Below are 23915 nucleotides of genomic sequence, written 5' to 3' on the forward strand. Positions count from 1 at the left end.
GTGGGGCTCACTCCACCGCGACGAAGAGCGGGTAGTTCTCCTGCCCGCCCTCGTAGACCATGACGTCGACGTCGACCCGCTCGTCACGCAGCCGCTGCTCCAGGGTGGCGGCCAGCACGGGGTCTGCACCCTCGCCCAGCACCAAGGTGACCAGCTCGGCGCTGGGCGACATGAGCCGCTCGAGCACCTGCCCGGCCACCGAGGCGAGGTCCTGGCCCACGAACGCGAAGTCCCCCGCGACGACACCGAGGGCGTCACCGGCCCGGCACGGTCCTGCCATCGTCATGCCGGGCTCGGTGGCGACGGTGACCGCCCCGTGACTCGTGGCGGCCGCGGCGCTGGACATCGCGACGACGTCCTCGTCGAAGCCGCGTCCCGCGTCGTGCACGGCCAGGGCCGCGAGGCCCTGCACCTGGGCGTGCGTCGGGATGACGGCGACCCGGATGCCGCTCTCGCGGGCCTCACGGGCGGCCGCCTCGAACAGGCCGACGTAGCGCTGGTTGTTGGGCAGCACGATGACCTCGTCGGCCCCCGCCTCCCGCAGGGCCGCAGCCATGCGGGCGAAGGCCAGCGGAGCGGCCCGGGTGAACTCCAGGACGTCCGCACCGCACTCGCGGCACAGCGCAGACATCCCTGCACCGGTCGTGGCGACCACGACGGCACGACCACGCGCGCGCCCCGCCTCACCCTGGCGAGCGATCTGGTCGGCGAAGTGCGTGACGGCGACCCGGTAGGGCCGGCCCGCAGCCATCCCGGCCTCGATGGCGGCGCCGACGTCGTCGACGTGCACGTGGACGTTCCAGAGCCGTTCACCACCCACCACGACGAGGGAGTCCCCGAGTGGCTGCAGGGCCTCGCGCAGTGCCGGGACGGCGTCGTCGTCGGCCTCCAGGAGATACATGACCTCATAGGCCGGCCCTCCGTCGACGAGGTCGTCGCCGGCCGCCGCCACGGGGATCGGCAGGTGCGTGCGCACCGGCTCGGGGGCACGGCCGGTGAGCGCCTGCTCGGTGGCGTCGAGCACGACGACGAGCGCCCGCCCGCCCGCGTCGACGACGCCGGCGCGAGCCAGCCGCTCCATCTGCTGGGGCGTGCGCTGCAACGCCTCCCGGGCCGCCCTGGCCGCCCGGGCGAACGCCCGGCGGCCCGACTGGCCCTCGTCCGCAGCCTCCTGGGCGCCCTCGGCCGCCGCGGCGGCGACCGAGAGGATCGTGCCCTCCACCGGCTCGCCCACGGCGGCGTGCGCGGCCCGCGACGCGGCGGAGAAGGCGGCCGCCACGTCCGCTGCCTCCACCGGGGCGTCGAGGTCGAAGGAGCGGAACGAGGCACGCACCAGCTGCGACAAGATGACGCCGGAGTTGCCCTTGGCGCCGGTGAGCACGCCGTCGGTGTAGGCACGGACCAGGTCCGGCAGGGCCGTGTCGTCATCGAGCGCCGCGACGGCCTCGGCTCCCGCCACGACCGTGAGGTAGGAGTTCGTCCCGGTGTCGCTGTCGGGCACCGGGAAGACGTTCAACGCGTCGATCTCGGCACGGGTCCGCGAGAGGGCTTCGACGCACAACCGCGTCCAGGCGCGGAAGGCGTCGGTACGCAGACGCAGGACCATGGCCGAAGATTATCGTCCGTCCCCGGCCAACGGTGACGAGCGCGTCACCGGGCGATTCGCTCCCGGCGGGGGCCATCGGCTATTCTGGTGCGGTTGCCCCGCGGCGTGACGTCGTGCGGCACCAACATTCTTTTCGTTCACCAGAAGATTCTCAGGAGTGGTCGCCGTGGCAGCGGTCTGTGATGTGTGCAGCAAGGGACCGGGCTTCGGCCACAACGTCTCGCACTCGCACCGGCGCACGAAGCGTCGTTTCGACCCGAACATCCAGCGGGTCCGCGCCGTCATCGACGGCACGCCGCAGCGGGTCAACGTCTGCACGTCGTGCCTGAAGGCCGGCAAGGTCTCGCGCTGACCGGCTGATCCGGTGAGCCCCCGCGTCCACGCCTTCGGCGACGACGCTCTCGGCGACCTCGACGCTGTCGGGGTCGCCGAACGCATTCGTGCGGGGTCCCTCTCGGCCCGCGAGGCCACGGAGGCCGCGATCGTGCGCGCCGAGGCGGTGGATGCGGAGCTGAACGGCTTCGTGGTGCGCGACTTCGAGCGTGCACTCACCCGGGCCGACACTGCGCCGCGCGGCCGACTCGGGGGCGTGCCCAGCGTCGTCAAGGACAACACGGACGTCGCAGGACTCCCCACCCGCCAGGGCTCGCTGGCCGTGCCCGCCACCGCAGCGGAGACCGACGCGGCGTTCACCACCCAGCTGCGGTCGACGGGCCTGGTGGTCCTGGGCAAGTCGACGATGCCGGAGTTCGGCTTCAACGCCACCACGGAGTTCGAGCACCTCCCGCCCACGCGCAACCCGTGGGACCCGGAGTTCTCCAGCGGAGCGTCGTCGGGTGGCGCCGCAGCCCTGGTCGCCTCCGGCGTCCTGCCGATCGCTCACGCCAACGACGGTGGCGGGTCCATCCGCATCCCGGCGGCGGCCTGTGGACTCGTCGGGCTCAAGCCCACCCGCGATCGGATGGCCCAGGCCGCCGAGGCCGCGACCATGCCGGTCGACATCGTCAGCAACGGCGTCGTCACCCGCTCCGTGCGCGACACGGCCGCGTTCCTCGCCGCCGCCGAGGAGCACCGGCCCGCACCCCACCTGCCGCACGTCGGCCTGGTGGAGGGGCCGTCGTCGCGTCGCCTGCGCATCGGACTGGTCATGGACTCCCTCGTCGGGCCGCCGGACGCGCAGACCCGCGATACCGTGCTCGCCACCGCGACGCTGCTGCAAGAGCTCGGGCACGAGGTCGTCGAGATCGACCTGCCGGTCATGGACTCCTTCAAGGACGCCTTCACCCACTACTGGTCGCTCCTGGCCTTCTCGACGCACCGCTTCGGCAAGCGCGTCATGCACCCGCAGTTCGACGCCGACCGGACCGACCCCTTGACCCAGTGGCTCTCCGGGCGGTTCCTGCGCAACGCCTGGCGCACGCCCGGCGCCCTGCGGACCCTCAAGCGGTCCGAGCAGGTCTACCGGCAGCACCTGGCAGCAGCCGGCCTCGACCTCGCCCTGTCCCCCGTCCTGGGGCACGTCACCCCCAGGCTCGGTCACCTCTCACCGACGGTCCCCTTCCCCGAGATGTTCGAGCGCCTGGTGCGCTACGTGGCCTACACGCCGCTGCACAACGCCTGCGGGGCTCCGGGCATCTCCCTGCCCCTGGCGACCACCGACGCGGGCCTGCCCCTCGGCATCCACCTCTCGGCGTTCCACGGCGACGAGCGCACGCTGCTCGAGATCGCCTACGAGCTCGAGGACGCCCGACCGTTCGCCCGCATCCAGGACTGAGCGCCGAGGCTCAGGCCCAGTGCCGGTGGCCGCCGTCGCCCTGATGCTCCTCGCCGTCCACGAGGACCCGGGGCGCGCCGCCGGACTCCACGACCCTGCCGATCGGCCGCCAGCCCTCGGGCAGCACGCTGCGGTGGGAGAACGTTGCGACGAGTGCGAAGTCCTCGCCCCCCGTGAGCACGAAGTCCATGGCCTCACGACCCAGCGCGCCCGCCACGGTCTCCACCGGCTCGCCCACCTCCAGCGTGCCGGAGTCGAGCTCGATGTCGACGCCACTGGCCACGGCAAGGTGGCCGAGGTCGGCGAGCAGGCCGTCGCTGACGTCGATCATCGCCGTGGCTCCGGCGGCCGCGGCCGCTGGGCCCGCGGCGTACGGCGGGTCGGGCACCAGGTGTGCGTCGACGACGCTGCGGGGAGACCTGAAGCCTCGGCTCAGCGCCGCCAGGCCCGCGGCGGACCAGCCGAGCCGCCCGGCGAGCGCCACGGTGTCACCAGGTGCCGCGCCGCCCCGGGTGATGGGGCTGCTGGACTCTCCCAGGGCCGTCACGGCGACGACGATGGCGTCGGCCGCGGTCATGTCACCACCGATGACGTGCGCCCCGACCTTCGAGCACTCCAGCTCGAAGCCGCGCGCGAGGTCGACCACCCACGCCGTCGGGAGGTCGGCCGGGAGGGCGAGACCGACCGTCAGGGCCGTGGCGACTCCTCCCATCGCATTGATGTCGGAGAGGTTGCTGGCAGCGGCGCGGCGACCGACCTGCTCGGCAGTGGCCCAGTCGCGGCGGAAGTGCCGATGCTCCACGAGCAGGTCCGTGGAGACCAGGACGTGGCCCGTGCGGGTGTCCAGGTGGGCGGCATCGTCCCCGGGGCCGATCAGCACCTGCCGGCTCGTGCCGGCCTGCGCTCGGACCAGGTCGATCAGGCCGAACTCGCCGAGTGCGCCCACCGTTCCCTCGTCGGACGGGTCGCTCGCGTCTTCACCCAGGTTCTGCATGCCGCCATTCTCGCGCAGGCGGCCCCATGGCGGGTCACCCTTCTAGTAGCGTGTCCCGAGGTTCCCGAGCAGGAGGTCGCATGACGGTCCAGGCATACATCCTCGTCCAGACCGAGGTGGGCAAGGCCGCGGAGGTCGCCGAGCAGATCGCGGCGATCAGCGGGGTCCTGCACTCCGAGGACGTCACCGGCCCCTACGACGTGATCGTCCGCGCCGAGGGCCCGAGCATGGACGAGCTGGGGAACCTCGTCGTCTCCACCATCCAGGCCGTGCCGGGGATCACCCGGACCCTGACTTGCCCTGTGGTCAAGATCTGACGTCGCGACCTGACCGGTTCGTGCGTGCCGTCGCCGCGGGTCTCGCGGCCGTCCTGACCCTCCTGCTCACCGGGTGCAGCGCCGGGGTGCTCGTCGACGCCTATCCTCGCGAGCCCGGCACCGAGGACACGTGCGACATGCTGCTGGCGGACCTGCCGCCCGACGTCGCCGGGCAGGACCGCGGCGAGGTGGCCCAGGACGTGCCGGCAGCGGTCTGGGGCGAGGATCCCGTCATCCTTCGCTGTGGGGTCGAGCAGCCCGAGGACCTCACCGCGGCCTCACGCTGTGACGAGGTCGAGGGCGTCGGGTGGTTCGAGGAGCCGACGGCCGACGGGCGGCTGTTCACGACGATCGGCCGCGCGGCCTTCGTGAGCGTCGAGGTGCCTGCGGGGGTCCAGCCGGCGGCCGACGTCCTGGTCGACCTCGCGGAGAGCATCGAGAAGCACGTCCCGGTGGAGCAACCCTGCGTCTGACCTCGCTCAGCGCAGGCCGACGTCGCGCGCCATCGCCAGGTCGACCAGTCGGCCCACCAGCTCGGCATAGTCGATGCCGCTGGCGTCCCACAGCACGGGGAACATCGACGTCGAGGTGAACCCCGGCATGGTGTTGATCTCGTTGATGACGATCCCGTCATCGGTGAGGAAGAAGTCCACCCGCGCCAGTCCCTCGCACCCGAGGGCACGGAAGGCCTGCACGCCATAGGCCCGCACCTGCTCGGCCACCGTGGCGGAGACGTCGGCCGGCACCACGTTGCTGCTCGTGCCGTCGAGGTACTTGGCCTCGAAGTCGTAGAAGTCGTGGGGGGAGTCCTGCTGCTGCACGACCTCCCCGACGACGCTGGCCAGTGGGGTGCCGTCGGGCTGCTGGATGACGCCGACCTCGAGCTCGCGCTTGCCGCGGGCGGCGGCCTCGACGATGACCTTGGGGTCGAGCTTGCGGGCCGCCTCGACGGCATCGACGAGGAAGTCGATGTCGTCCACCTTGGTCACGCCGGAGCTGGACCCCGCGCGGGCTGGCTTGACGAAGACCGGCATCCCCAGGGCGCGGACCCGCGCAAGGACCTTGTCGCGGTCGCTCTCCCACTGCGCGGGAAGGATCGTGACGTACGCGACCTGGGGCAGACCACCGGCGGAGAACACGGTCTTGGTGAAGGGCTTGTCCATGCCCACCGAGCTGGCCAGGACGCCTGCGCCGACGTAGCGGACGCCGGCCATCTCCAGCAGGCCCTGCACCGTGCCGTCCTCGCCCCACGGACCGTGCAGCAGCGGGAAGGCGACGTCGACATCACGGAGCTCGTCCCAGGAGAAGCCCGGGGCGAAGGGGTCGACCGATGGCAGCGTTCCGTCCGGGAGGTCGTCCCACGCCATGGGGTCGTGGACCCACTGTCCGTCGTGGGTGATGCCCACGGGGACGACGTCGTACCGCTCGCGATCGATCACGGCGGCCACGTTGCGCGCGGTGAGGCAGGAGACCTGGTGCTCACTGGAGCGACCACCGAAGATCACGGCCAGTCGAGGACGTCCCGAGGGCCGGGAAGACGTGGGGTTCATGGCCGCTCACTGTATCGGCCCCTGCACAATGGCGGCATGCACGGACCCGAGCTCTCTCCGTCGACCATCGCCGTCAGCGTCGGGCGCCCTCCCCGCACTCCCGGAGCGCCCCTCAACGCCCCGATCGCACCGGCCACGGCACTCGTGCCCGGCGACGGCCCCGACTACACGCGTCAGGGCAACCCCGCCTGGGAGCCGTTCGAGGCGGTGCTCGGCGCGCTCGAGGGCGGCCGTGCACTGGCCTTCGCCTCCGGCATGGCCGCCACGACCGCCGTGCTCGACCTCGTCCCCGCCGGCGGCATCGTCGTCGCCCCCGAGCACGCGTACTCCGGCACGCTGGCCCAGCTGCACCAGCGGGCCCGTCGTCAGCTGGTCGACCTGCGGCTGGTCGACATCACCGACACCCGAGGGCTGCTGGAGGCGGCGGAGGGCGCCGCCCTGGTGTGGCTGGAGTCCCCCACGAACCCCATGCTCGACGTGGCCGACATCGAGGCCATCACCCAGGAGACGGCCCGTCGCGGCACCGCCGTGGCCGTCGACAACACCTTCGCCACCCCGCTGCGCCAGAAGCCCCTCGCCCTCGGGGCCGACTTCGTCGTCCACTCGGCCTCCAAGCTCATCGCCGGGCACAGCGACGCGCTGCTCGGCGCCGTCGTCACCAACAGCGAGCGCGGCCACCGGGCCGTGGAGGCACGACGCACCCTGATGGGCGGGACCCCCGGCGCGCTGGAGTGCTGGCTGGCCACACGCGGTCTGCGCACGCTGCACGTCCGCCTCGACCGAGCCGAGGACAACGCCCGCGAGCTCGCCGACCGGCTCAAGGGCCTGCCCGGGGTGACGGGCGTGCGCTACCCCGGATGGGGCACCATCGTGTCCTTCCAGGTCGAGGCGGGCCCGGACGCCGCGCAGCGGGTCACGGAGTCCAGCGAGGTCATCACCTATGCCACGAGCCTGGGAGGGGTGGAGTCCACGTGGGAGCGTCGTCGCCGACACGAGCTCGAGCCGAGGCTCGTCCCGGAGGACCTGGTCCGGCTGTCGGTGGGCATCGAGGACGTCGAGGACCTGTGGACCGACGTCCAGCGCGCGCTGGCAGCGGCCTGATCTCCCGTAGACCGCTCAGCGGACCTCGGGCTTGGCCTCGCGCGAGATGAGCGCCCTGACGAGCTGCTCGGGGTCCATCGTCCCGGCGATGAGGGAGGCGACGTGCTCGACGATCGGCATGTCGACGCCGTGCAGGGCAGCCAGCTCGCTCACCGACTGGCAGGACTTCACTCCCTCGGCCACCTGACGGGTCTGCGCGGCGACCTCCTCGACACTCATGCCCCGACCGAGCTTCTCGCCGAACGTCCGGTTGCGCGACAGCGGCGACGAGCACGTGGCCACGAGGTCACCCATGCCGGCGAGTCCGGCGAAGGTCACCGGGTCGGCGCCGATGGCCTGCCCCAGTCGGGCGGTCTCCGCGAGCCCCCTGGTGATGACCGAGGCCTTCGTGTTGTCACCGAAGCCCAGGCCCTGGCAGACGCCCACGGCCAGGCCGATGATGTTCTTGGTCGTGCCGCCGAGCTCGGCACCCACCACGTCGGTGATCGTGTACGGCCGGAAGGCCTCGGAGTGACACAGCTTCTGCAGCTGCTCGGCGACCGCGCGGTCCTCGCACGCGACGACGCTGGCGGCAGGCTCGCGGGCGGCGATCTCCTTGGCGAGGTTCGGGCCGCTGACGACGGCGATGCGGTCCGGGCCGGCTCCGGTGAGCTCGGCGATGACCTCACTCATCCGCTTGTGGGTGCCGAGCTCGATCCCCTTCATCAGGCTGACCATGATCGCCGTGTCCGCGATGTGCCCGCCCCAGTCCGTGAGGTTCCCGCGCAGCTGCTGCGAGGGCACGGCGAGCACCACGACCTCCGCTCCGGCCAACGCCTCGGCGGGGTCAGCAGTGGCCCGGATCTGGGCCGGGAGCTCGATGCCGGGGAGGTAGTCGGGGTTCTCGTGACGGTCGTTGATCTGTTCGCACAGCTCGGGGCGGCGGCCCCACAGGCGCACCTCGTTCCCGGCGTCGGCGAGGACGAGCGCGAACGCCGTGCCCCACGACCCGGCGCCCATGACGGCGGTGATGGCCATCAGATCTCCTTCGGCTTGTACGTCGTCCTCGGCTTGGCGAGCGTGTGGATGTCGATGCGCTCGCCACTCGGCAGCTCGCCGCGCACCTCGGCCATCATGGCAGTCAAGGCGTCCATCAGCCGATCGGTCGCCTCGCGGAGCAACGGCTCGGTCAGCTCCTTGCCGTGCAGGTCGTCCAGGTCGACCGGGTCACCCACCCGGACGTGAATCGTCCTGCGCGGCAGGAGCCGCAGCCGCTTGCTGTACGGCCAGAGGATCTCCTGGGGGCCCCACTGCATGACCGGGACCAGCGGCATCCCCGCCGCGAGGGCGACCCGGACGGCGCCGGTCTTGCCCGACATCGGCCAGACGTCGGGGTCACGCGTGATGGTGCCCTCCGGGTAGATCGTCACGACCTCGCCGTCCCGCACCGCCTGGACGGCGGCTCGCATCGAGTCGGTGGCGCCGTCGGTGCTGCGGTACACGGGGATCTGGGCGGCCTTGCGCAGGACCCAGCCGACGCCCCTGGCCCGCATGATCGTGTCCTTGGCCAGGAACCGCGGCGTGATCCCGTGGTCGACCATGAAGTGCGAGATCAGGATCGGGTCCACGTGCGACAGGTGGTTCGGCGCCAGCACGAAGCCGCCCTCGGGCAGGTTCGCGGCCCCCTGCCAGTCACGCCTGGTGACGACCATGAGCAGTGGGCGCAGGACGAGGACGATGAGTCGGATCATCCAGGGAGACCTGCCGTGTCGCATGGGTCGAGCCTATGCCGAGTGACGGCTCGTGCTCTGCCGGCCACCCTGGGGGACGCTTCCGGACTGACTTCACCCGAGTAGCGGACAAATAGTCCGGATAGTGGTTACGGTGGGACCTCGGCCGGGTCCATGACCGCGCCCGCGCCACGACCATCGCCCCCGAGCCTCGAGGACGAAGCCATGACGGCGACGCGAGCCCAGCGAACCGCAGGGATCGGCCCTGCCCTGCCGCGACTCCTGGTGGTGGCGGTGCTCGCCGCCATCGTGACCATGGGGCCGTGGGCCGCCTCCCCGGCCCACGCCGCGGAGATCACGTTCGACGATCCCGACGGGGTGCAGCCCGTCGGCGAGGCTGGTCGCTACCTGCCCACCAGCCCGGGCGCTCGATCCGACTACGCGTTCAGCGGGTCAGCCGAGGTCGAGCCCGAGGTGGAGGGCTTCGTCGTCGAGGTGGTCGCCACGCGTGAGGACACCGGCGAGGAGTTCACCCTGTGCACCACACCGCAGTACGACGAGCCCACGGACTCCTGGCTCTGCCACTACGTGCCCCTGAACAGCGGTCCGCTGCCCACCGCCTACGACCTGCAGGCCCGGTTGATCCCGCTCGGCGCGGACGAGCCTGCGCAGGTCGCACCTCTGTCCGGGGTGAACATCCTCAGTCCGCCGGAGCTCGACGAGGACAGCACGAGCACCGAGACCTCGAGCGTCACCCTGCGCGGGACGCGGGCCACGGGCTTCACCGTCGAGGTGTTCCAGGGCGGCGTCCGGGCCGAGCCGTCGCCGGAGGACCTCCTGTGCACGGACGAGCCGAGCGACGGCCGCGAGTGGTCCTGCACCTTCGACCTGCCCGACGACACGGTCGGCACCCACGAGATCAGCGCGCGGCAGGTCCGTTCCGTCATGCCCGGTCCCAACGGGGTGGTGGCGTCGAGCCTCCGTTCGACCGTCGTCGAGCGGATGCCCGGGCCGGAACCTGAGCCGGAACCCACGCCTGGACCGGAGCCGGAACCCACCCCCGGGCCGGAGCCCACTGCGGCCCCGGAGCCGACTGCCGACCGCGGACCCGCCGAGGACGAGCCGGCCCCACCTCTGGCGGCGGCGTCCCCGGCCCCCGTCGACCCCCCGGCGGACGGTCCGCCGGCACCACCCGACGAGGACACCGACGTCCCACCGGTCCCGACCGACGGCGATGACGGCCGTGGGAGCGGTGCGAGCGGCGGCGGCGAGGAGCCCGAGGCAGCGCGAGCCGAGGCGGCCGGGAGCGACCGCTCCGCCTCCGGGGGACGCCCCTCGAGCTACGGAACAGGGCTGCGACCGTTGTCCGACGTGCTCGACCTGCCGGTCGGCGTCGCGCTGGCCGGGGCCGGTGCCGCGATCTCGTTCCTGCTGTTCGTGGCCCTCCCGGCCGAGCTGCTCTACTCCACCCTGCGCGAGAACTACGCCCGGGCGTTCGCCTGGCCCGCTCCCCTGCGGCGGATCCGCGCGCGCCTGCCCGCCGTGCTCGAGCGACCCAGGCCCCCGTGGCTCGGACCGCTCCTGGTGCTGGTGACCGCGGCGGGGCTCGGCGCCCTGGCGGAGCCGGACCCGGGCGGCCCGGTGGTGTTCCTACGGATCTTCCTGGCCGTGCTGCTCTCCCTCGTCGTGCTCAATGGGGCCGGAGCGCTGGTGTCGGCCTGGGTCGGGAGTCGCCGGTACGGCGTGCCCGCGCGGCTCGTGCTGATGCCGGGGTTCCTGCTCATCGCCGCTCTCAGCGTGCTCGCCTCCCGGCAGCTCGGCCTGCAGCCGGGCATCCTGTTCGGCCTGCTGGTGTCGGTGGCGTTCGGTGCTGGTCTGCGCCGCGAGCAGGCGGGGCGGGTCTCCGCGTCTGTCTGCGCCGTCTATCTGGGCCTGGGGGTGCTCGCCTGGCTTCTGCACGGCACGATCGGGACCGAGGACACCAGCTTCACCGGCGAGCTGCTGCGCGAGGTGCTGACGACCGTCACCATCGGCACCATCGGGTCGATCGTCATCGCCCTGCTGCCCCTCACCTTCCTCGAGGGGCGCAAGGTCCTCACCTGGTCGAGACCCGTGTGGGCCCTCCTGTACGCCCTCACGCTCGTCCTGTTCGTCCTCGTCGTGGTGCCCCTCCCGGACTCCTGGGTCGATGCGTCGCGCCAGAGCATCATCTACAGCGGCACGTTCGGTGCCTTCGGTGTCGTGTCCCTGACGGTGTGGGCCTGGTTCCGTCTCCGCTCCGGGACACCGGCGTCCGTCCGGCAACCCTGAGCGCTCGCTGACGCGGCCTCGCGGGAGGCCTCAGGACGCTCGGTCAGGCGAAGTGCCGCGCCAGGCGACGGTGCCGGTGCGCGAAGAGCGCAGCGACCACACGGCGGTGCAGGCTCGCCGCGAGCCGCCCGGGGACCCGCGACTCGAAGGTCAGGCGGTCGTGCACGACGGTCGCCCCCTCCCCCGCCGGCGCCAGGGAACGCTCGTGCCTCCAGCGGCGCGCCGAGAGCATCGTCGACTCCTCCCGGAACGAGCGCCCCGGCTCGAGCGCGGCGATCGTCAGGTCGTCGTAGTCGACGGGGAGCACGCCGAGCAGCCTGATCCACGACCGACCGATCGGCCTCCCGAGCTGGACCGTCTCGATGGTCAGGTGCCGTGCGGCGGGGGGCATCGTCATCGACATCCACGGCATCAGCTCGTCGTTGATCCCCGCCGGGTCCACGACCCGGGCCCAGACGAGGTCCGTCGGCGCGCGCACCACGGAGCTGAGCTCCACCACGACCATGCCGGGAGCATAGAGGGTGCGACACGATGGAACGCGCGTCTCAGCCACCCGGCGTCGCGGACTCCCAGGCACCGATGCCCGCACGGATGCTCTCGGGCGTGCCCCGGTCGACGCTGGACGGCACCCACGTGTCTGCCTCCCGGTCGACCCGCACGATCGTCTGTCGGCTCCGGCCCTCCGGCGTCGTCGCCGTGACCCCGACGACGAAGGATCGCTCGGGGCCCTCCCACCCCCGGAACGTCGTGGCGACCTCCCCCACGAGCGCGTCGAGCCCGTCGAGCGTTGCGGCCTCCGCGTCGATGAAGAGGGTGGCGTCGACGTCGTCCGGGGGGTCGGCGTCGTCGTCCGGCGTCTTGGCCCCGACGCCGAGCGGGACCACGGACTGCTCCTCGAGCAGGTCGACGGCCAGCCCCACCAGCTCCGGGCTGCCGGTCGTGCCCAGCTCGACGGTCTGCTCGACGCCGAGCTCCGCCGTCACGGGGACGAGCGCCGACGCCTCGGGCTCCTGCTCACGAACCTCACGCACGGTCTCCGCGAGATCCCGGCGGACCTGCCGAGGGTCAAGACTGGCCTCCGTACGCAGCACGACCGTCGTCCCCTGGACCAGGACGGCCACGTCGCGCTCGTCGAAGGCACGGAGCACGGACTGCCGCTGCTCCTCGGTGGCGCTCTCGGGATCGTCACCGCTGCCCTGCTCGGTCGCGGTGGTGGTGCGGTTCTGGTACTCCACGACGTTGTCCGTGACGGCGACGTCCACGGTGAGGCCCTCGGCCTCGGGCAGGTCCTCCAGGCCGGCTTCGAGCGCGTCGGCCTCCCGCAACGACCGCGTCCCGAGCAGGACGTCGTCACCCTCCACGAGGGCGCCCGAGACCGGGCGGGGGTCCTGCCCGTCGAGGGCGAGCACGAGAGCGGCCCCGGCCGTGGGGAACGGCCCCTCGGAGCCGATCCGACTGATGGTCTCGCCACCACCGGGGTCGCCGGTGCTGGTGGCCGTGATCGACTCCGGGGAGAGCTGCTCGGCCATCGGCCACAGGCCCTCGGCCGCCTCCCAGAGGTCGGCACGAGCGCCGTCGCTGCTCATCTCGACCCGACTGGAGCGCTGGTACCGGCTGATCTGCAGCGACGCGAGGTCCTCCTCCAGCGCGGCGAGCATGAGTGATGCCGTAGGACCGTCCAGCTCCTCCGTGGCACCCGGACCCATCTCCAGGGAGGCGCCGGGACCCTCGTCATCGTCCGGGTCACCGGGGTCGAGGCGGACGGTGATGTCCTTGGCGTCGGTGCCCCGGGCTGCCGCGAGGACGGCCTCGAGCTCGGCCTGCGTGACGTCCGGGCGGACGTCGACGCTCGCCTCGCAGTCGACCCACTTGTAGCAGCTGGCGCGGGCGCTCTCGACACCCTCGAGCTGGTTCAGCGCCTCGATCGCGTCGTCGTCCACGCCGCCACCGCAGCCGCCCACCACCAGGATCGACGCGGCGAGGAGCGCCACCCTTCGGCCGGCCAGCGTCCCCCGGGTCACGGTCTCAGACCGTGACGGGCTTGAAGGGGAGCCGCTTGCTCTCGTAGGAGTCGATGTCGTCCCCGTGGGACAGGGTGATCGCCACGTCGTCGAGTCCCTCCAGCAGGCGCCAGCGGGTGTAGTCGTCGATCGTGAAGGAGTCCTCGATCGCCCCGACGCCCTCGCCGGCCTTGACGGTCCGCGCCTGCAGGTCGAGCGTGACGGAGGCGCCCGGGTTCTCGGCCAGGTGGTCCCAGAGCCGCTGCACGACCTTGTCGTCCACCTCGGCCGCGAGCAGGCCGGCCTTGCCGGAGTTGCTGCGGAAGATGTCACCGAAGCGCGGGGAGATGACGGCCTTGAAGCCGTAGTTCTGCAGCGCCCAGACGGCATGCTCGCGCGAGGAGCCGGTGCCGAAGTCGGGCCCGGCCACGAGCACGGTGGCGCTGCGGTAGGCGTCCTGGTTCAGCACGAAGTCCTCGTTGCCGCGCCAGGCGGCGAACAGCCCGTCCTCGAACCCGGTCCGGGTGACGCGCTTGAGGTACACGGCGGGGATGATCTGGTCGGTGTCGACGTTGCTGCGACGCAGCGGCGCGCCCACACCGGTGTGCGTGGTGAAGCGTTCCATCAGGTTTCTCCCGTGATTGTCAGGTGAGCGAGGCCGAGTGAGCGTTCGGCTCGAGCGCAAGGTCCGAGCCCTGGTAGGTCGAGCTCACGTCAGGCCTCCTGTCCAACGGTCTGGAGCGGCGGCAGGTCGGCGGGGCTGGCCAGGTGGCCGAGGACTCCTGTCGCGACCGCGACGTCCGGCGACACGAGGTGGGTGCGGCCGCCCTTGCCCTGGCGACCCTCGAAGTTGCGGTTGGAGGTGGATGCGGCGCGCTCCCCCACGGCCAGCTGATCGGGGTTCATGCCCAGGCACATCGAGCAGCCTGCCCCGCGCCACTCGGCGCCGGCCTCCTTGAAGATGACGTCGAGGCCCTCCTCCTCGGCCTGCAGGCGTACCCGGACCGAGCCCGGCACCACCAGGACACGAGTGTCCTCGGCGACCGCCCGGCCCTCGATGAGCGAGGCGGCGACCCGCAGGTCCTCCATCCGGCCGTTGGTGCACGAGCCGATGAAGACGGTGTCGACGTCGATGTCCCGCATCGGGGTCCCGGCCGTCAGGCCCATGTACTCCAGCGCGCGCTCGGCGGCGACCCGCTCGTTGGCGTCCTCGAAGAGGGCCGGATCAGGGACCGAGCCCGAGAGCGGGACGCCCTGCCCGGGGTTGGTGCCCCACGTGACGAACGGCGCGACCTGCGCGGCATCGATCGTGATGACCTTGTCGAACTCGGCGTCCGCATCGGTGGCCAGGCTCTGCCAGTACTCGACGGCGGCGTCCCAGTCGGCCCCGTGGGGGGCGTGCTGACGGCCCTTGATGTAGTCGAACGTGGTCGCGTCGGGGGCGATGAGCCCGGCCTTGGCGCCCCACTCGATGCTCATGTTGCAGATGGTCATCCGCGCCTCCATCGAGAGCTTGCGGATGGCCTCGCCGCGGTACTCCACGATGTAGCCCTGGCCACCGCCCGTGGTCTCCTGCGTGATGAGGGCGAGGACGAGGTCCTTGGCCGTGGCGTCCTCGGGCAGCTCGCCGACGACCTCCACGGCCATCATCTTGGGCCGCGCCTGGGAGAGCGACTGCGTCGCCAGGACGTGCTCCACCTCGCTCGTGCCGATGCCGAAGGCGATGGAGCCGAAGGCGCCGTGCGTGGAGGTGTGGGAGTCACCGCACACGATCGTCATGCCGGGCTGGGTGAGACCCAGCTGGGGGCCGACCACGTGCACGATGCCCTGGTCCAGGTTGCCCATGGGGTAGAGCCGGACGCCGAACTCCTCGGCGTTGCGACGCAGCGTCTCGACCTGCAGGCGCGAGACGGGGTCGGCGATCGGCTTGTCGAGGTCCGTGGTCGGGATGTTGTGATCCTCGGTGGCCAGCGTCAGGTCGGGGCGGCGCACCGGACGGCCGGACAGCCGTAGTCCGTCGAACGCCTGGGGGCTGGTGACCTCGTGGATCAGGTGGAGGTCGATGTAGAGCAGGTCCGGCTCTCCACCTGCCTGCCGGACGACGTGGTCGTCCCAGATCTTCTCCGCGAGCGTCTTGCCCATGATCTCTCCTCCGGCCGGCACCGTGACCCGACCCTCTCGACAGCGGCCCAGCGCGACAACGGCTCGGCCCGGACGGCATCCACCCTAGCACTTGCGTCTCAACATTCGATACGGCAGTATCAAGGCATGGACAACTCTAGCGGAGTCGGCGTGCTCGACAAGGCCGCCCTCGTGCTCGCGGCGCTCGAGCCGGGGCCGGCGACGCTCGCCAGCCTCGTCACCAGCACCGGCCTGGCCCGCCCCACGGCCCACCGCCTCGCGGTGGCGCTGGAGCACCACCGCCTCGTGGCGCGCGACATGCAGGGACGGTTCGTCCTCGGCCCACGGCTCGGTGAGCTCGCGGCGGCGGCCGGCGAGGACCGGCTGCTCGCGGCTGCGGGCCCCGTCCTGGCCCGCCTGCGCGACATCACCGGTGAGTCCGCGCAGCTCTTCCGCCGGCAGGGCGACTTCCGCGTGTGCGTCGCCGCGGCCGATCGCCCCACCGGGCTGCGCGACTCCATCCCTGTCGGGAGCCAGCTCACGATGTCCGCCGGGTCCGCCGCCCAGGTGCTGCTGTCCTGGGAGGATCCCGAGCGGATGAACAAGGGGCTGCTCAAGGCGACCTTCTCCGCGGCCGAGCTCTCGGCCGTACGACGTCGGGGATGGGCCCAGAGCATCGGCGAGCGGGAGACGGGGGTGGGCTCGGTCTCCGCCCCCGTGCGGTCCCCCTCCGGCAAGGTCGTCGCGGCGGTGTCGGTCTCCGGCCCCCTCGAGCGCCTCACCCGCCAGCCCGGACGCATGCACGCTCCGGCCGTCGCAGCGGCCGCCGAACGACTCTCGCAGAGCCTGCGCCGCGGGGCCTGAGCGCGGTCAGCCCTCGAGGGCGGCCACGAGCTGCGCCTTCGTCATCCGGGACGCACCAGCGACCCCGCGCTCCTGGGCCGCGGCGCGCAGGCGAACCACCGTCCACGACCCGCTCGGTCCCCCCGAGGAGCCGCCGGGGGGCGGCACCGGCACGTCACCCCCGTGCTCGAGCGGGCGCTCCGCGGTGGCTCGTCGCAGTGCGGCGTCGAGCTTGGCGGCACGCGTGCGCTCGGCCTTGGCCTCGCTCTTCCACTTGGCGGTCTTGCGTCGCTGCTTGTCGAGCTTGGCCTCGAGTGCGTCGATCGTCGCCCGGAGCCGCCGGACGTCCTTCGTGAGGGCCTTCTCGGCCGCCTTGAGCTGGTCCTTCTTGCTGCCCTTGCCCGCCGACGTCGCCGATCCGGCGTCCGGGCCGGCCGGCCTCTTGTCGTCCTTCACCTTCGTCGCCATGGCCGTACTGTGGCAGATCCCGGCGAACGTCCGGTGAATCGCCGGTGCGACCTCGGCCTCAGCCGCGGACCGTCGGCAGGTCGGCCGAGCGCACGACGGCACCGTCGGCACGCTCGATGCGCAACGACGCCACCTCCTCGCGCATGACGGCGGCGTTCAACCGGCAGTCGATCGTCACCTCGGAGCCGAGGAAGGCGCCCGCGCTGACCTCCCTACCCTCCTCGTCGACGAAGTAGACGTCGTAGGTCTTCCCCGCCTCGAGACCCTCGACCGTCAGCACGGCCTCCGTGCCCCACGTGTGGGCGACGAGCTCGGCGTCGATGTCCGCCGGGTCGGAGGCGGGCTCGAACGCGACCTGCTCGTAGGCGCCCAGCGTTCCGGGCGGGCCCTCCTGCGGCTGGTCCGTGACCGACTGGACCGCGACCGTGCCGCCTGCACCCGCGACGACGAGCCCGGCCGCTGCCACCGCCAGCACGAGGCGGCTTCGTCGACGGGCCGGGGGCGAGTCGGGTCGGGTCGTCGCGGCGACGACCGACTCCTCCAGCGAGGGTGAGGGTGAGCCGTGATCCCACCCGGTCAGGGAGCTGACCCGGGCGGCGACCCCGGTGAGGGCGTCGCACTCGGAGCGGACCGCGGGGTCGTCGCCGGCCCACGCGTCGAGCTCACGACGCTCGGCGTCGCTCAGCTCGCCGGCGGCGGCCGCGCCGAGCAGCTCGGCCAGACGGGCGTCCGTGCGGTTCATCGCTCCTCCTCTCCCTCGAGCATCTCGCGCAGGGCGCGCAAGGCGTGGTACATCCGGGTCCGCAGGGTGGCCACGGGGACGCCGTCGCGCCGTCCCAGCTGTTCGTAGGTCAAGCCTTCCAGCCGGACGGCCACGACCACCCGGCGGTGGTTCGCGCTCAGCTGGGCAAGGGCCCAGACCAGCGTCAGGTGGTCGTCGGTGCGGACGTGGTCATGAGCCGAGTCCACCTCCCGCTCCAGGCCCTCGTGCACCAGGCGCACGGGCCGGCGCCCACGGGAGCGCAGCTGGTCGACCACGACGTTGCGGGCGATGGCGAACAACCACGTGCGCAGCGACCCGCGCGCCGTGTCGTACCGCTCACGAGCCCGCCAGGCACGGGTGAACGTCTCCTGCACGCACTCCTCCGCCAGACCGCGATCACCGCAGGCGTTGAGGGCGAAGCCGAACAGCTCGGACCCGTGGTCGGAGTACGCGGTCCGGACGTCGAACGACGATCCCTCGTCCGTCAAGCCGTGGCTCCTCATCCATCGCCGGTGCCCGGCCACGGTAACCCGCACGGGGTCCAGCCGCAGGTCAGCCGGAGCGAGGGCGATGGTCATGCCGTGGGATACGACGCTGACCGGCCCGGCGTTCTCCACGAGACGGACGTCACGAGTGAACGCCGCACGGTTCGATGTCGTACCCCCTGCAGAAGGCGCCGATCTGGGCGCCTCGACGAAGGGAAGACCATGAAGACCAGCACCAGTGGGCGCCGTCTGGCCGCCCTCGCCATGGCCGCACCGGTCCTCGTGATGGCCGCCGGCTCACCCGCCTCAGCCGAGACCGAGGTCGAGCGTCCGGACAGCTTCACCAGCGCGTTCACCGCGATGGCCACCCCCGACACCATCATCGACCCCGACGGCGAGCCCGTGGACGGCGAGGAGGGCGCCACCGGCGCCTTCTCGTTCATGATCAACTCCGATGAGGAGATCATCTGCTACGACATCGAGCTGGAGGGTGTCACCGGCGACTACGAGAGCCCCGCCAAGACCGCCACGCACATCCATGAGGCCGCCGAGGGCGAGGCTGGCCCCCCGCGCCTGGCCTTCCCGGATCCCGAGGGCGAGGGCACCCGCACCAGCAGCGGCTGCCTGCAGGGCCCCTTCACGACCGGCCTGGAGGATGACGGCGGCAACGACACCGGCGAGGGCTTCACCCTCAGCCAGATCGAGGATGACCCGGCGTCGTTCAACGCCGACACCCACACGGCTGACTTCGCCGCCGGCGCGGTCCGTGGTCAGCTCCAGTCGATGCCGGTCGACGGCGTCGACACCGGGCAGGGCGCACTGGCCCAGCCGTCCACCAGCACCGGCACCGTGGCGGCCCTCGGCGTCGCCGGAGTGGTCCTCGCCGGTGCGGCAGGCGTCGCGATGCGTCGTCGTGCGCACGCCTGACCTGTCCCTCCCGAGCGTCGCCCTGGTCGCCGCCCTGCTCCTGGCAGGATGCGGCGGCCAGGGCGGCGGCACGTCCGAGGCCACCGACCCGCCGAGCCCGTCCGCGAGCCGGAGCGCCTCGCCCGCGCCGACGACGCCCGAGAGCCAGGGCTCACCTCCCGTCCGCGTGCGGATCGACGCGATCGACGTGGACGAGTCCGTCATCGACCTGGGCATCGCCGACAGCGGGGAGCTCGACGTGCCGCAGGACCCGGCCGACGTCGGCTGGTTCACCGGCGGCGGTCGCCCCGGCGGCACCGGCCCCACGGTCATCGTCGGGCACCTGGACTCCACGACCGGTCCCGCAGTCTTCGCACGGGTGCCGCAGCTCGCACCCGGCGACACCGTCACGGTGACGACGCAGGACGAGGGCGACGTGGAGTACACCGTCTCGGCCGTGGAGGACTTCCCGCAGCAGGGCGGATTCCCCACCGAGAGGGTCTTCGGCGCCACCGCGGACGACGAGCTGCGGCTCATCACCTGCACCGGACCGTACGACCAGCAGGCCGGCCGGTACACCGAGAACCGCGTCGTCTTCGCCCAGCCCTCGTGACCCAGCCCTCGTGAACCCAGCCCCCTGAGCTCCGCCCTCCTGAACCGCTGAGACGTTCCCGGCAGAAAAGCTCGAGAACCGATGAACGTGATCGGCGCGGATGACGTACCCCGTGGGGAACAGGCGCCGTGTGGCGTCACCGACGAAGGGGAACTTCATGACCGTCAAGCGCACGAGCCGTTGGGGCGTCGCCACCCTCGGGGCCGCCACCGCCACGCTGACCCTGGGCGCCCTCGCGTCCCCGGCCACGGCCGACACTCCCGAGCAGGTCGACCGCCCCGACAGCTTCACCAGCGCCTTCACCGTGGACGCGACCCCCGATCAGGTGGTGCCCAACCCGGCCGGCGACCCCGCCGGTGTCGAGGGCGCAGAGGGCGAGTTCATCTTCCTCATCAACTCCGAGGAGGAGATCGTCTGCTGGGACATCACCGTGACCGGGCTCGCGACCGACTACCAGAGCGCCGCGAAGACGTCGACGCACATCCACGAGAACCCCGCTGGCGAGAACGGCCCGCCGCGGCTCTCCTTCCCGAACCCTGACCCGGTCTCCGACGACCCCGACGAAGTGCGCACCAGCAGCGGCTGCTCCGAGGGGCCGTTCACCACCGGACTGCCCGTCGACGGCGAGGAGGGCACCGACACGGGCGAGGGCTTCGAGCTCGCGCAGATCGAGGAAGACCTCGAGGCCGAGCTCTTCTCCGCCGACACCCACACCACGGACGCCGTCTCGGGTGCGGTGCGCGGCCAGCTGGAGTTCGACCAGGAGCTGCTCGACGCCGCCAACGAGGCCGGCGAGCAGGCCCCCGGCGACGATGACGCCGACGCGGACGACGACGAGCGTGAGGTCCCGGTCCGTGGAGTCGACACCGGTGCCGGCGGTACGGCCTCGGGCACGCCCGTCGCCCCCATCGCCGCGCTGATGCTCGGCGGCCTCGGCGCCGTCGGCGTGCTCGCCGCTCGCCGCCGCGCCGGTGCCTGACCGACGCTCAGGGCTCGTCCCTCGGGCGGCTTCCGTCCTCCTGGCCGCCGCACTCCTCGCGGGGTGCGGCGGGCAGGGTGGCGAGCCGCCCGCACCCACCCCCACGCCCACAACGGCTGAGCCGACGCCCGAGCCGTCACCGGCCGCTCAGCGCGCAGCGGCCGCTCCGGTTCGCGTGACCATCCCGGCGTTGGGACTCAACGAGAACCTCATCGACCTCGACATCGACGAGGAGACCGAGGAGCTCGAGGTTCCCGAGAACCCCGAGGACGTGGGCTGGTTCACCGGTGGCGGCAAGCCCGGTGAGCTCTACCCGACGGTCATCGCCGGACACAAGGACTCCTCCACCGGACCGGCGATCTTCGCCCGGCTCACTGAGCTGGAGGTGGGCGAGGAGCTCAGCGTCCTCGACGCCGGGGGCCAGCGGTTCACCTACCGGATCGACGAGGTGCGTGACGTGCCGCAGAACGACGACTTCCCGACCGAGGACGTCTACGGCCAGACCGAGACGTCACAGATCCGATTGATCACCTGCACCGGCCCGTACGACCAGGGCGTCGGTCGCTACACCGAGAACCGCGTCGTCTTCGCCTCGCAGGTCTGACCACCACGCGACCAGCCCCTTCCCAAGATTTGTGAGCATGGGCACCCGAACAGGCTGCCAAAGCACTGATCGGGTGCCCACGCTCACACATCCTGGGGATAGCGTTGTCTAGAACAGGCCCGGCTGCTCGAGCTCCAGGAGAGTCCTCTTGCGGTCCGGGCCGCCGGCGTAGCCCGTGAGCGTGCCGTTGGCCCCGATGACCCGGTGGCAGGGCACCACGACCGGGAGGGGGTTGGCCCCGTTCGCGGCGCCGACCGCCCGTGAGATGCCCGGCTCGTAGCCGAGGCTTCGCGCGATCTCCCCGTAGGTGACCGTCTCGCCGAACGGGATGCGGCGCAGCTCGCCCCAGACCTTGCGCTGGAACTCGGTGCCGTCGTTGGCGAGCGGGAGGTCGAACGTCGTCCGCTCCCCTGCGAAGTACTCCTCCAGCTGGTGCTGCGCGTCGTCGAGCACCGTCTCGGCCCGGCGGGTGCCGCGCGGCTCCGCGTCGAACTCCACGGCCGTCAGCAGGCCGGCCGACGTGTGCAGCCGCAGGCCACCGATCGGTGAGTCCATCCATCGGGTGCTGCTCATCGCTCGTTCCTCTCGCCGGGTCCGGTCGGGGTGGTGCTGCTGGTCAAGGCTGTGCTGGTCAAGGCTGTGCTGGTCAAGGCTGGGGCACCCGCTCGCCACAGGTGCATCCCAGCGTACGAGCGCCACGGACGCCAGTGCGCGGTGTCGGTCGGCGTGCGGTCGCGGGCCGTGAGCTCTCGCCTCAGCACGAGGTCGGTGGCGAGCAGGACGTCCGGATCGGCGAGCGCACGCATCAGGACGTAGTCCGCCGTCCACGGGCCGATGCCCCGGAGCTCCACCAGGGCGGCCCTGGTGGCGACACGGTCAGCGCCGGGCGACAGGTCCACCGCACCCGAGGCGACCGCGGCGGAGAGCCGCCTGATCGTCTCGGCCCGGGCTCGCGGCATGGCGTAGGTGGTCGGATCGGCTGCGGCCAGCGCCTCGGGCGTGGGGAACGTGCGGTCCAGCCCGTGCTCGCGCGCCAGGTCCAGCACCACGGGCTCGCCGTGCGCCCGCACGATGCGCGCCGTCACGGTCTGCGCCCCGGCCACGGACACCTGCTGGCCGACGACGGTGCGCACAGCCGTCTCGTGCCCGTCCGTGCTCCCGGGGACCCGCAGCCCCGGGGACTCACGCACCAGGGGCTCCAGCACCGGATCGGCGGCCAGGGCCGTGTCGATCTCCTCGGGGTCGGCCTCGAGGTCGAGCAGGTGTCGCACCTGCGCCACGGCAACCGACTCGTCGTCGGGGTCGGTGAGCTCGAGACGACAGTCGGCTCCCCCGGGATGCAGGGACGCCGCGACGACGCCCGGCCCGCCGGGCAGGTCGAGCACCCTGGCGTACGTGGTGCCCTCGACGGTCTCCAGGCCGTCCACGACGTGCGCGGCGAGGAAGTCCAGCAGGGCCTCGGCGTGGAAGGGCGGCCGGGCCCGGAGCGCAGTGCGGGTGGTGCTCACGGCGTCACGAGCGACGGCCGCTCCTGCCCTTGCTGGGCTTGCGGCGCAGCAGTACGTGCTTGCCGTCGTGCTCGATCTCGAACAGGTCGATCGCGTCGACCAGGCCGCTCAGCTTGGAGTACCCGTAGTTGCGGGGCTCGAAGGACGACTGGTTGCGGATCTGGTTGCTGACCTGGGACAGCTGCGCCCAGCCGTCGTCGTCCGCGGCCTCGTCGACGGCGGTGCGCAGCATCCGGACCAGGCGGTTGTCCTGACGCAGCGTGGGGCCGTCCAGGCGTTGGGGGGTCCGGGACGCCTTGGCCGGTGCGTCATCGGCGCTGGAGGACGTCTCGGCGGCCTCCGCGTCGTCATCGTCGGCGTCGTCGTCCTCGCGCAGCGTCTCCAGGAAGTAGAACGTGGAGCAGGCGTTCTGGAAGGCGTCGGGCGCCTTCTTGGCACCGAAGCCCAGGACCTCCGCGCCCGACTGGCGCAGCCGCATCACCAGCGGGGTGAAGTCGGCGTCGCTGGAGACGATCGCGAACCCGTCGGCCACCCCGGCGTGCAGCAGGTCCATGGCATCGATAACCATGGCGATGTCGGAGGCGTTCTTGCCCTTGGTGTAGGCGAACTGCTGGACGGGCGCGATCGCGAACTCCTGCAGCCGCCCCTCCCAGCCCTTCATCTGCGAGCTCTTCCAGTTGCCGTAGGCCCGCCGGACGTGGGCGTTGCCGGACTTGGCGACCTGGGACAGGATCGCCCCGGCCTTGGAGGACGGGGCGTTGTCGGCGTCGATGAGGACGGCGATGCGGGTGGTCGACATGTCTCGACCCTAGGCCACTGCTCCCGCGGGCCCTGCGGCCCGGGGCACGCACCCCCACCGCGCCTGCGAACGGCTCCTCGCCCACCCCGATCACGCAAGAAGATCGCCCCCACCGGAAGGCGGAGACGATCCTGTTGCGACAGCGTTGGGGCCATCTTCTTGCGTAGCCCCGACGGGATTCGAACCCGCGCTACCGCCTTGAGAGGGCGGCGTGCTAGGCCGCTACACAACGGGGCCACTGGCCCGAGGACCAATGGAGACCATCGTGCGACGGCCTCTGTACCCCGTACCGGATTCGAACCGGCGATCTCCGCCTTGAGAGGGCGGCGTCATAACCGCTAGACCAACGGGGCGCGACCGCACGAGTGTACGGCCTTCGCTGGGGTACCAGGACTCGAACCTAGAACGACGGTACCAGAAACCGCTGTGTTGCCAATTACACCATACCCCAACGGCGTCGGGACG

General features: G+C 72.0%; 26 protein-coding genes and 3 tRNA genes. 11 read left to right on the forward strand and 18 right to left on the reverse strand.

Annotated features, from left to right (window positions below; all coding sequences use genetic code 11):
• Positions 1 to 7: 7 nt before the first annotated feature.
• Positions 8 to 1606: a DAK2 domain-containing protein gene (locus tag ACHAAC_RS00775; RefSeq protein ID WP_435713950.1), complete on the reverse strand. Its 1599-nt coding sequence runs from the start codon at positions 1604 to 1606 to the stop codon at positions 8 to 10.
• Positions 1607 to 1772: 166 nt separating this feature from the next.
• Between ACHAAC_RS00775 and rpmB the strand changes: the two genes are divergently transcribed.
• A complete protein-coding gene (rpmB, locus tag ACHAAC_RS00780; protein ID WP_375000230.1) occupies positions 1773 to 1958 on the forward strand; it encodes a 50S ribosomal protein L28 in 186 nt (61 codons plus the stop codon).
• 12 nt (positions 1959 to 1970) lie between these two features.
• Positions 1971 to 3380 carry an amidase gene (locus tag ACHAAC_RS00785; protein WP_435713951.1) on the forward strand — a complete coding sequence of 470 codons (1410 nt, stop codon included), beginning with the start codon at positions 1971 to 1973 and terminating at the stop codon, positions 3378 to 3380.
• A gap of 10 nt (positions 3381 to 3390) precedes the next feature.
• On the opposite strand, the gene ACHAAC_RS00790 is transcribed toward ACHAAC_RS00785, so the two are convergent.
• Positions 3391 to 4374, reverse strand: a complete 984-nt coding sequence (locus ACHAAC_RS00790; RefSeq protein ID WP_435713952.1) for a thiamine-phosphate kinase — start codon at positions 4372 to 4374, stop codon at positions 3391 to 3393.
• Between the two features lie 80 nt (positions 4375 to 4454).
• Between ACHAAC_RS00790 and ACHAAC_RS00795 the strand changes: the two genes are divergently transcribed.
• Together ACHAAC_RS00795 and ACHAAC_RS00800 are read left to right on the forward strand one after the other, a co-directional pair.
• A complete protein-coding gene (locus tag ACHAAC_RS00795) occupies positions 4455 to 4691 on the forward strand; it encodes an Lrp/AsnC family transcriptional regulator (protein WP_435713953.1) in 237 nt (78 codons plus the stop codon).
• Between the two features lie 20 nt (positions 4692 to 4711).
• The gene (locus ACHAAC_RS00800; RefSeq protein WP_435713954.1) at positions 4712 to 5164 is read left to right on the forward strand and encodes a DUF3515 domain-containing protein; all 453 of its coding nucleotides are present in this window, start codon (positions 4712 to 4714) and stop codon (positions 5162 to 5164) included.
• A 6-nt stretch (positions 5165 to 5170) separates the two neighbouring features.
• On the opposite strand, the gene ACHAAC_RS00805 is transcribed toward ACHAAC_RS00800, so the two are convergent.
• Complete coding sequence (locus tag ACHAAC_RS00805; protein ID WP_435713955.1) at positions 5171 to 6241, reverse strand: D-alanine--D-alanine ligase family protein; 1071 nt, start codon at positions 6239 to 6241, stop codon at positions 5171 to 5173.
• Positions 6242 to 6277: 36 nt separating this feature from the next.
• Here ACHAAC_RS00805 and ACHAAC_RS00810 point away from each other — a divergent pair, with 36 nt between their 5' ends.
• Complete coding sequence (locus ACHAAC_RS00810; protein ID WP_435713956.1) at positions 6278 to 7342, forward strand: trans-sulfuration enzyme family protein; 1065 nt, start codon at positions 6278 to 6280, stop codon at positions 7340 to 7342.
• A 15-nt stretch (positions 7343 to 7357) separates the two neighbouring features.
• On the opposite strand, the gene ACHAAC_RS00815 is transcribed toward ACHAAC_RS00810, so the two are convergent.
• Both ACHAAC_RS00815 and ACHAAC_RS00820 read right to left on the reverse strand, forming a co-directional pair.
• Positions 7358 to 8359 carry an NAD(P)H-dependent glycerol-3-phosphate dehydrogenase gene (locus ACHAAC_RS00815; RefSeq protein ID WP_435713957.1) on the reverse strand — a complete coding sequence of 334 codons (1002 nt, stop codon included), beginning with the start codon at positions 8357 to 8359 and terminating at the stop codon, positions 7358 to 7360.
• Positions 8359 to 9096, reverse strand: a complete 738-nt coding sequence (locus ACHAAC_RS00820) for a lysophospholipid acyltransferase family protein (RefSeq protein ID WP_435713958.1) — start codon at positions 9094 to 9096, stop codon at positions 8359 to 8361. The genes ACHAAC_RS00815 and ACHAAC_RS00820 overlap by 1 nt, the downstream gene beginning before the upstream one ends.
• 180 nt (positions 9097 to 9276) lie before the next feature.
• On the opposite strand from ACHAAC_RS00820, the gene ACHAAC_RS00825 reads away from it, so the two are divergent.
• Positions 9277 to 11361 (forward strand): hypothetical protein, encoded by a 2085-nt coding sequence (locus ACHAAC_RS00825; protein WP_435713959.1) that lies wholly within the window; start codon positions 9277 to 9279, stop codon positions 11359 to 11361.
• A gap of 43 nt (positions 11362 to 11404) precedes the next feature.
• On the opposite strand, the gene ACHAAC_RS00830 is transcribed toward ACHAAC_RS00825, so the two are convergent.
• The 4 genes from ACHAAC_RS00830 to leuC all read right to left on the reverse strand — a co-directional run bounded on the left by ACHAAC_RS00830 (position 11405) and on the right by leuC (position 15503).
• A complete protein-coding gene (locus ACHAAC_RS00830) occupies positions 11405 to 11866 on the reverse strand; it encodes a hypothetical protein (RefSeq protein WP_435713960.1) in 462 nt (153 codons plus the stop codon).
• A 40-nt stretch (positions 11867 to 11906) separates the two neighbouring features.
• Entirely contained in the window at positions 11907 to 13382 is a 1476-nt protein-coding gene (locus ACHAAC_RS00835; RefSeq protein ID WP_435713961.1) for a hypothetical protein, read from the reverse strand.
• Between the two features lie 4 nt (positions 13383 to 13386).
• The gene (gene leuD / locus ACHAAC_RS00840) at positions 13387 to 13986 is read right to left on the reverse strand and encodes a 3-isopropylmalate dehydratase small subunit (RefSeq protein WP_435713962.1); all 600 of its coding nucleotides are present in this window, start codon (positions 13984 to 13986) and stop codon (positions 13387 to 13389) included.
• An 89-nt stretch (positions 13987 to 14075) separates the two neighbouring features.
• A complete protein-coding gene (gene leuC, locus ACHAAC_RS00845) occupies positions 14076 to 15503 on the reverse strand; it encodes a 3-isopropylmalate dehydratase large subunit (protein WP_435713963.1) in 1428 nt (475 codons plus the stop codon).
• 126 nt (positions 15504 to 15629) lie between these two features.
• Here leuC and ACHAAC_RS00850 point away from each other — a divergent pair, with 126 nt between their 5' ends.
• On the forward strand, positions 15630 to 16346 hold the full coding sequence (locus tag ACHAAC_RS00850) for an IclR family transcriptional regulator (protein WP_435713964.1): 717 nt from the start codon (positions 15630 to 15632) through the stop codon (positions 16344 to 16346).
• A gap of 6 nt (positions 16347 to 16352) precedes the next feature.
• On the opposite strand, the gene ACHAAC_RS00855 is transcribed toward ACHAAC_RS00850, so the two are convergent.
• From ACHAAC_RS00855 to ACHAAC_RS00865, 3 genes are read right to left on the reverse strand one after another with little or no spacing between them, the layout of a single operon-like run.
• A complete protein-coding gene (locus tag ACHAAC_RS00855) occupies positions 16353 to 16793 on the reverse strand; it encodes a hypothetical protein (protein WP_435713965.1) in 441 nt (146 codons plus the stop codon).
• Between the two features lie 58 nt (positions 16794 to 16851).
• A complete protein-coding gene (locus tag ACHAAC_RS00860; protein ID WP_435713966.1) occupies positions 16852 to 17535 on the reverse strand; it encodes a hypothetical protein in 684 nt (227 codons plus the stop codon).
• Positions 17532 to 18134 carry a sigma-70 family RNA polymerase sigma factor gene (locus ACHAAC_RS00865; RefSeq protein ID WP_435713967.1) on the reverse strand — a complete coding sequence of 201 codons (603 nt, stop codon included), beginning with the start codon at positions 18132 to 18134 and terminating at the stop codon, positions 17532 to 17534. Before ACHAAC_RS00865 ends, ACHAAC_RS00860 begins: the two co-directional genes overlap by 4 nt.
• Positions 18135 to 18263: 129 nt before the next feature.
• On the opposite strand from ACHAAC_RS00865, the gene ACHAAC_RS00870 reads away from it, so the two are divergent.
• The 4 genes from ACHAAC_RS00870 to ACHAAC_RS00885 all read left to right on the forward strand — a co-directional run bounded on the left by ACHAAC_RS00870 (position 18264) and on the right by ACHAAC_RS00885 (position 21143).
• Positions 18264 to 18968, forward strand: a complete 705-nt coding sequence (locus tag ACHAAC_RS00870) for a CHRD domain-containing protein (RefSeq protein WP_435713968.1) — start codon at positions 18264 to 18266, stop codon at positions 18966 to 18968.
• Positions 18955 to 19560: a class F sortase gene (locus ACHAAC_RS00875; RefSeq protein WP_435713969.1), complete on the forward strand. Its 606-nt coding sequence runs from the start codon at positions 18955 to 18957 to the stop codon at positions 19558 to 19560. Before ACHAAC_RS00870 ends, ACHAAC_RS00875 begins: the two co-directional genes overlap by 14 nt.
• Positions 19561 to 19717: 157 nt before the next feature.
• Positions 19718 to 20539, forward strand: a complete 822-nt coding sequence (locus ACHAAC_RS00880) for a CHRD domain-containing protein (protein WP_435713970.1) — start codon at positions 19718 to 19720, stop codon at positions 20537 to 20539.
• 190 nt (positions 20540 to 20729) lie between these two features.
• Complete coding sequence (locus ACHAAC_RS00885) at positions 20730 to 21143, forward strand: class F sortase (RefSeq protein WP_435713971.1); 414 nt, start codon at positions 20730 to 20732, stop codon at positions 21141 to 21143.
• A gap of 108 nt (positions 21144 to 21251) precedes the next feature.
• On the opposite strand, the gene ACHAAC_RS00890 is transcribed toward ACHAAC_RS00885, so the two are convergent.
• From ACHAAC_RS00890 to ACHAAC_RS00915, 6 genes are all read right to left on the reverse strand, one after another.
• Positions 21252 to 21716, reverse strand: a complete 465-nt coding sequence (locus tag ACHAAC_RS00890) for a methylated-DNA--[protein]-cysteine S-methyltransferase (RefSeq protein ID WP_435713972.1) — start codon at positions 21714 to 21716, stop codon at positions 21252 to 21254.
• Positions 21713 to 22651, reverse strand: coding sequence for a DNA-3-methyladenine glycosylase family protein (locus ACHAAC_RS00895; RefSeq protein WP_435713973.1), 939 nt, complete (start codon positions 22649 to 22651; stop codon positions 21713 to 21715). The genes ACHAAC_RS00890 and ACHAAC_RS00895 overlap by 4 nt, the downstream gene beginning before the upstream one ends.
• Before the next feature lie 4 nt (positions 22652 to 22655).
• The gene (locus ACHAAC_RS00900) at positions 22656 to 23450 is read right to left on the reverse strand and encodes an NYN domain-containing protein (RefSeq protein WP_435713974.1); all 795 of its coding nucleotides are present in this window, start codon (positions 23448 to 23450) and stop codon (positions 22656 to 22658) included.
• Between the two features lie 164 nt (positions 23451 to 23614).
• A tRNA-Glu gene (locus tag ACHAAC_RS00905) sits at positions 23615 to 23687 on the reverse strand.
• Between the two features lie 43 nt (positions 23688 to 23730).
• A tRNA-Glu gene (locus ACHAAC_RS00910) sits at positions 23731 to 23803 on the reverse strand.
• Positions 23804 to 23829: 26 nt separating this feature from the next.
• Positions 23830 to 23901: transfer RNA gene (locus ACHAAC_RS00915), tRNA-Gln, on the reverse strand.
• Between the last annotated feature and the right edge of the window lie 14 nt (positions 23902 to 23915).

It is taken from the genome of Aeromicrobium sp. CF4.19, from assembly GCF_051262555.1.
Taxonomy (GTDB): Bacteria; Actinomycetota; Actinomycetes; order Propionibacteriales; family Nocardioidaceae; genus Aeromicrobium.

Coding starts and splice junctions, on each gene's coding strand:
- ACHAAC_RS00775 (WP_435713950.1), bottom strand. CDS start 1,606: ATGGTCCTGCGTCTGCGTACCGACGCCTTCCGCGCCTGGACGCGGTTG.
- ACHAAC_RS00805 (WP_435713955.1), bottom strand. CDS start 6,241: ATGAACCCCACGTCTTCCCGGCCCTCGGGACGTCCTCGACTGGCCGTG.
- ACHAAC_RS00850 (WP_435713964.1), top strand. CDS start 15,630: ATGGACAACTCTAGCGGAGTCGGCGTGCTCGACAAGGCCGCCCTCGTG.
- ACHAAC_RS00830 (WP_435713960.1), bottom strand. CDS start 11,866: ATGGTCGTGGTGGAGCTCAGCTCCGTGGTGCGCGCGCCGACGGACCTC.
- ACHAAC_RS00795 (WP_435713953.1), top strand. CDS start 4,455: ATGACGGTCCAGGCATACATCCTCGTCCAGACCGAGGTGGGCAAGGCC.
- ACHAAC_RS00880 (WP_435713970.1), top strand. CDS start 19,718: ATGACCGTCAAGCGCACGAGCCGTTGGGGCGTCGCCACCCTCGGGGCC.
- ACHAAC_RS00820 (WP_435713958.1), bottom strand. CDS start 9,096: ATGCGACACGGCAGGTCTCCCTGGATGATCCGACTCATCGTCCTCGTC.
- ACHAAC_RS00870 (WP_435713968.1), top strand. CDS start 18,264: ATGAAGACCAGCACCAGTGGGCGCCGTCTGGCCGCCCTCGCCATGGCC.
- ACHAAC_RS00860 (WP_435713966.1), bottom strand. CDS start 17,535: ATGAACCGCACGGACGCCCGTCTGGCCGAGCTGCTCGGCGCGGCCGCC.
- ACHAAC_RS00890 (WP_435713972.1), bottom strand. CDS start 21,716: ATGAGCAGCACCCGATGGATGGACTCACCGATCGGTGGCCTGCGGCTG.
- ACHAAC_RS00900 (WP_435713974.1), bottom strand. CDS start 23,450: ATGTCGACCACCCGCATCGCCGTCCTCATCGACGCCGACAACGCCCCG.
- leuC (WP_435713963.1), bottom strand. CDS start 15,503: ATGGGCAAGACGCTCGCGGAGAAGATCTGGGACGACCACGTCGTCCGG.
- ACHAAC_RS00855 (WP_435713965.1), bottom strand. CDS start 16,793: ATGGCGACGAAGGTGAAGGACGACAAGAGGCCGGCCGGCCCGGACGCC.
- ACHAAC_RS00810 (WP_435713956.1), top strand. CDS start 6,278: ATGCACGGACCCGAGCTCTCTCCGTCGACCATCGCCGTCAGCGTCGGG.
- ACHAAC_RS00865 (WP_435713967.1), bottom strand. CDS start 18,134: ATGACCATCGCCCTCGCTCCGGCTGACCTGCGGCTGGACCCCGTGCGG.
- leuD (WP_435713962.1), bottom strand. CDS start 13,986: ATGGAACGCTTCACCACGCACACCGGTGTGGGCGCGCCGCTGCGTCGC.
- ACHAAC_RS00815 (WP_435713957.1), bottom strand. CDS start 8,359: ATGGCCATCACCGCCGTCATGGGCGCCGGGTCGTGGGGCACGGCGTTC.
- ACHAAC_RS00790 (WP_435713952.1), bottom strand. CDS start 4,374: ATGCAGAACCTGGGTGAAGACGCGAGCGACCCGTCCGACGAGGGAACG.
- ACHAAC_RS00825 (WP_435713959.1), top strand. CDS start 9,277: ATGACGGCGACGCGAGCCCAGCGAACCGCAGGGATCGGCCCTGCCCTG.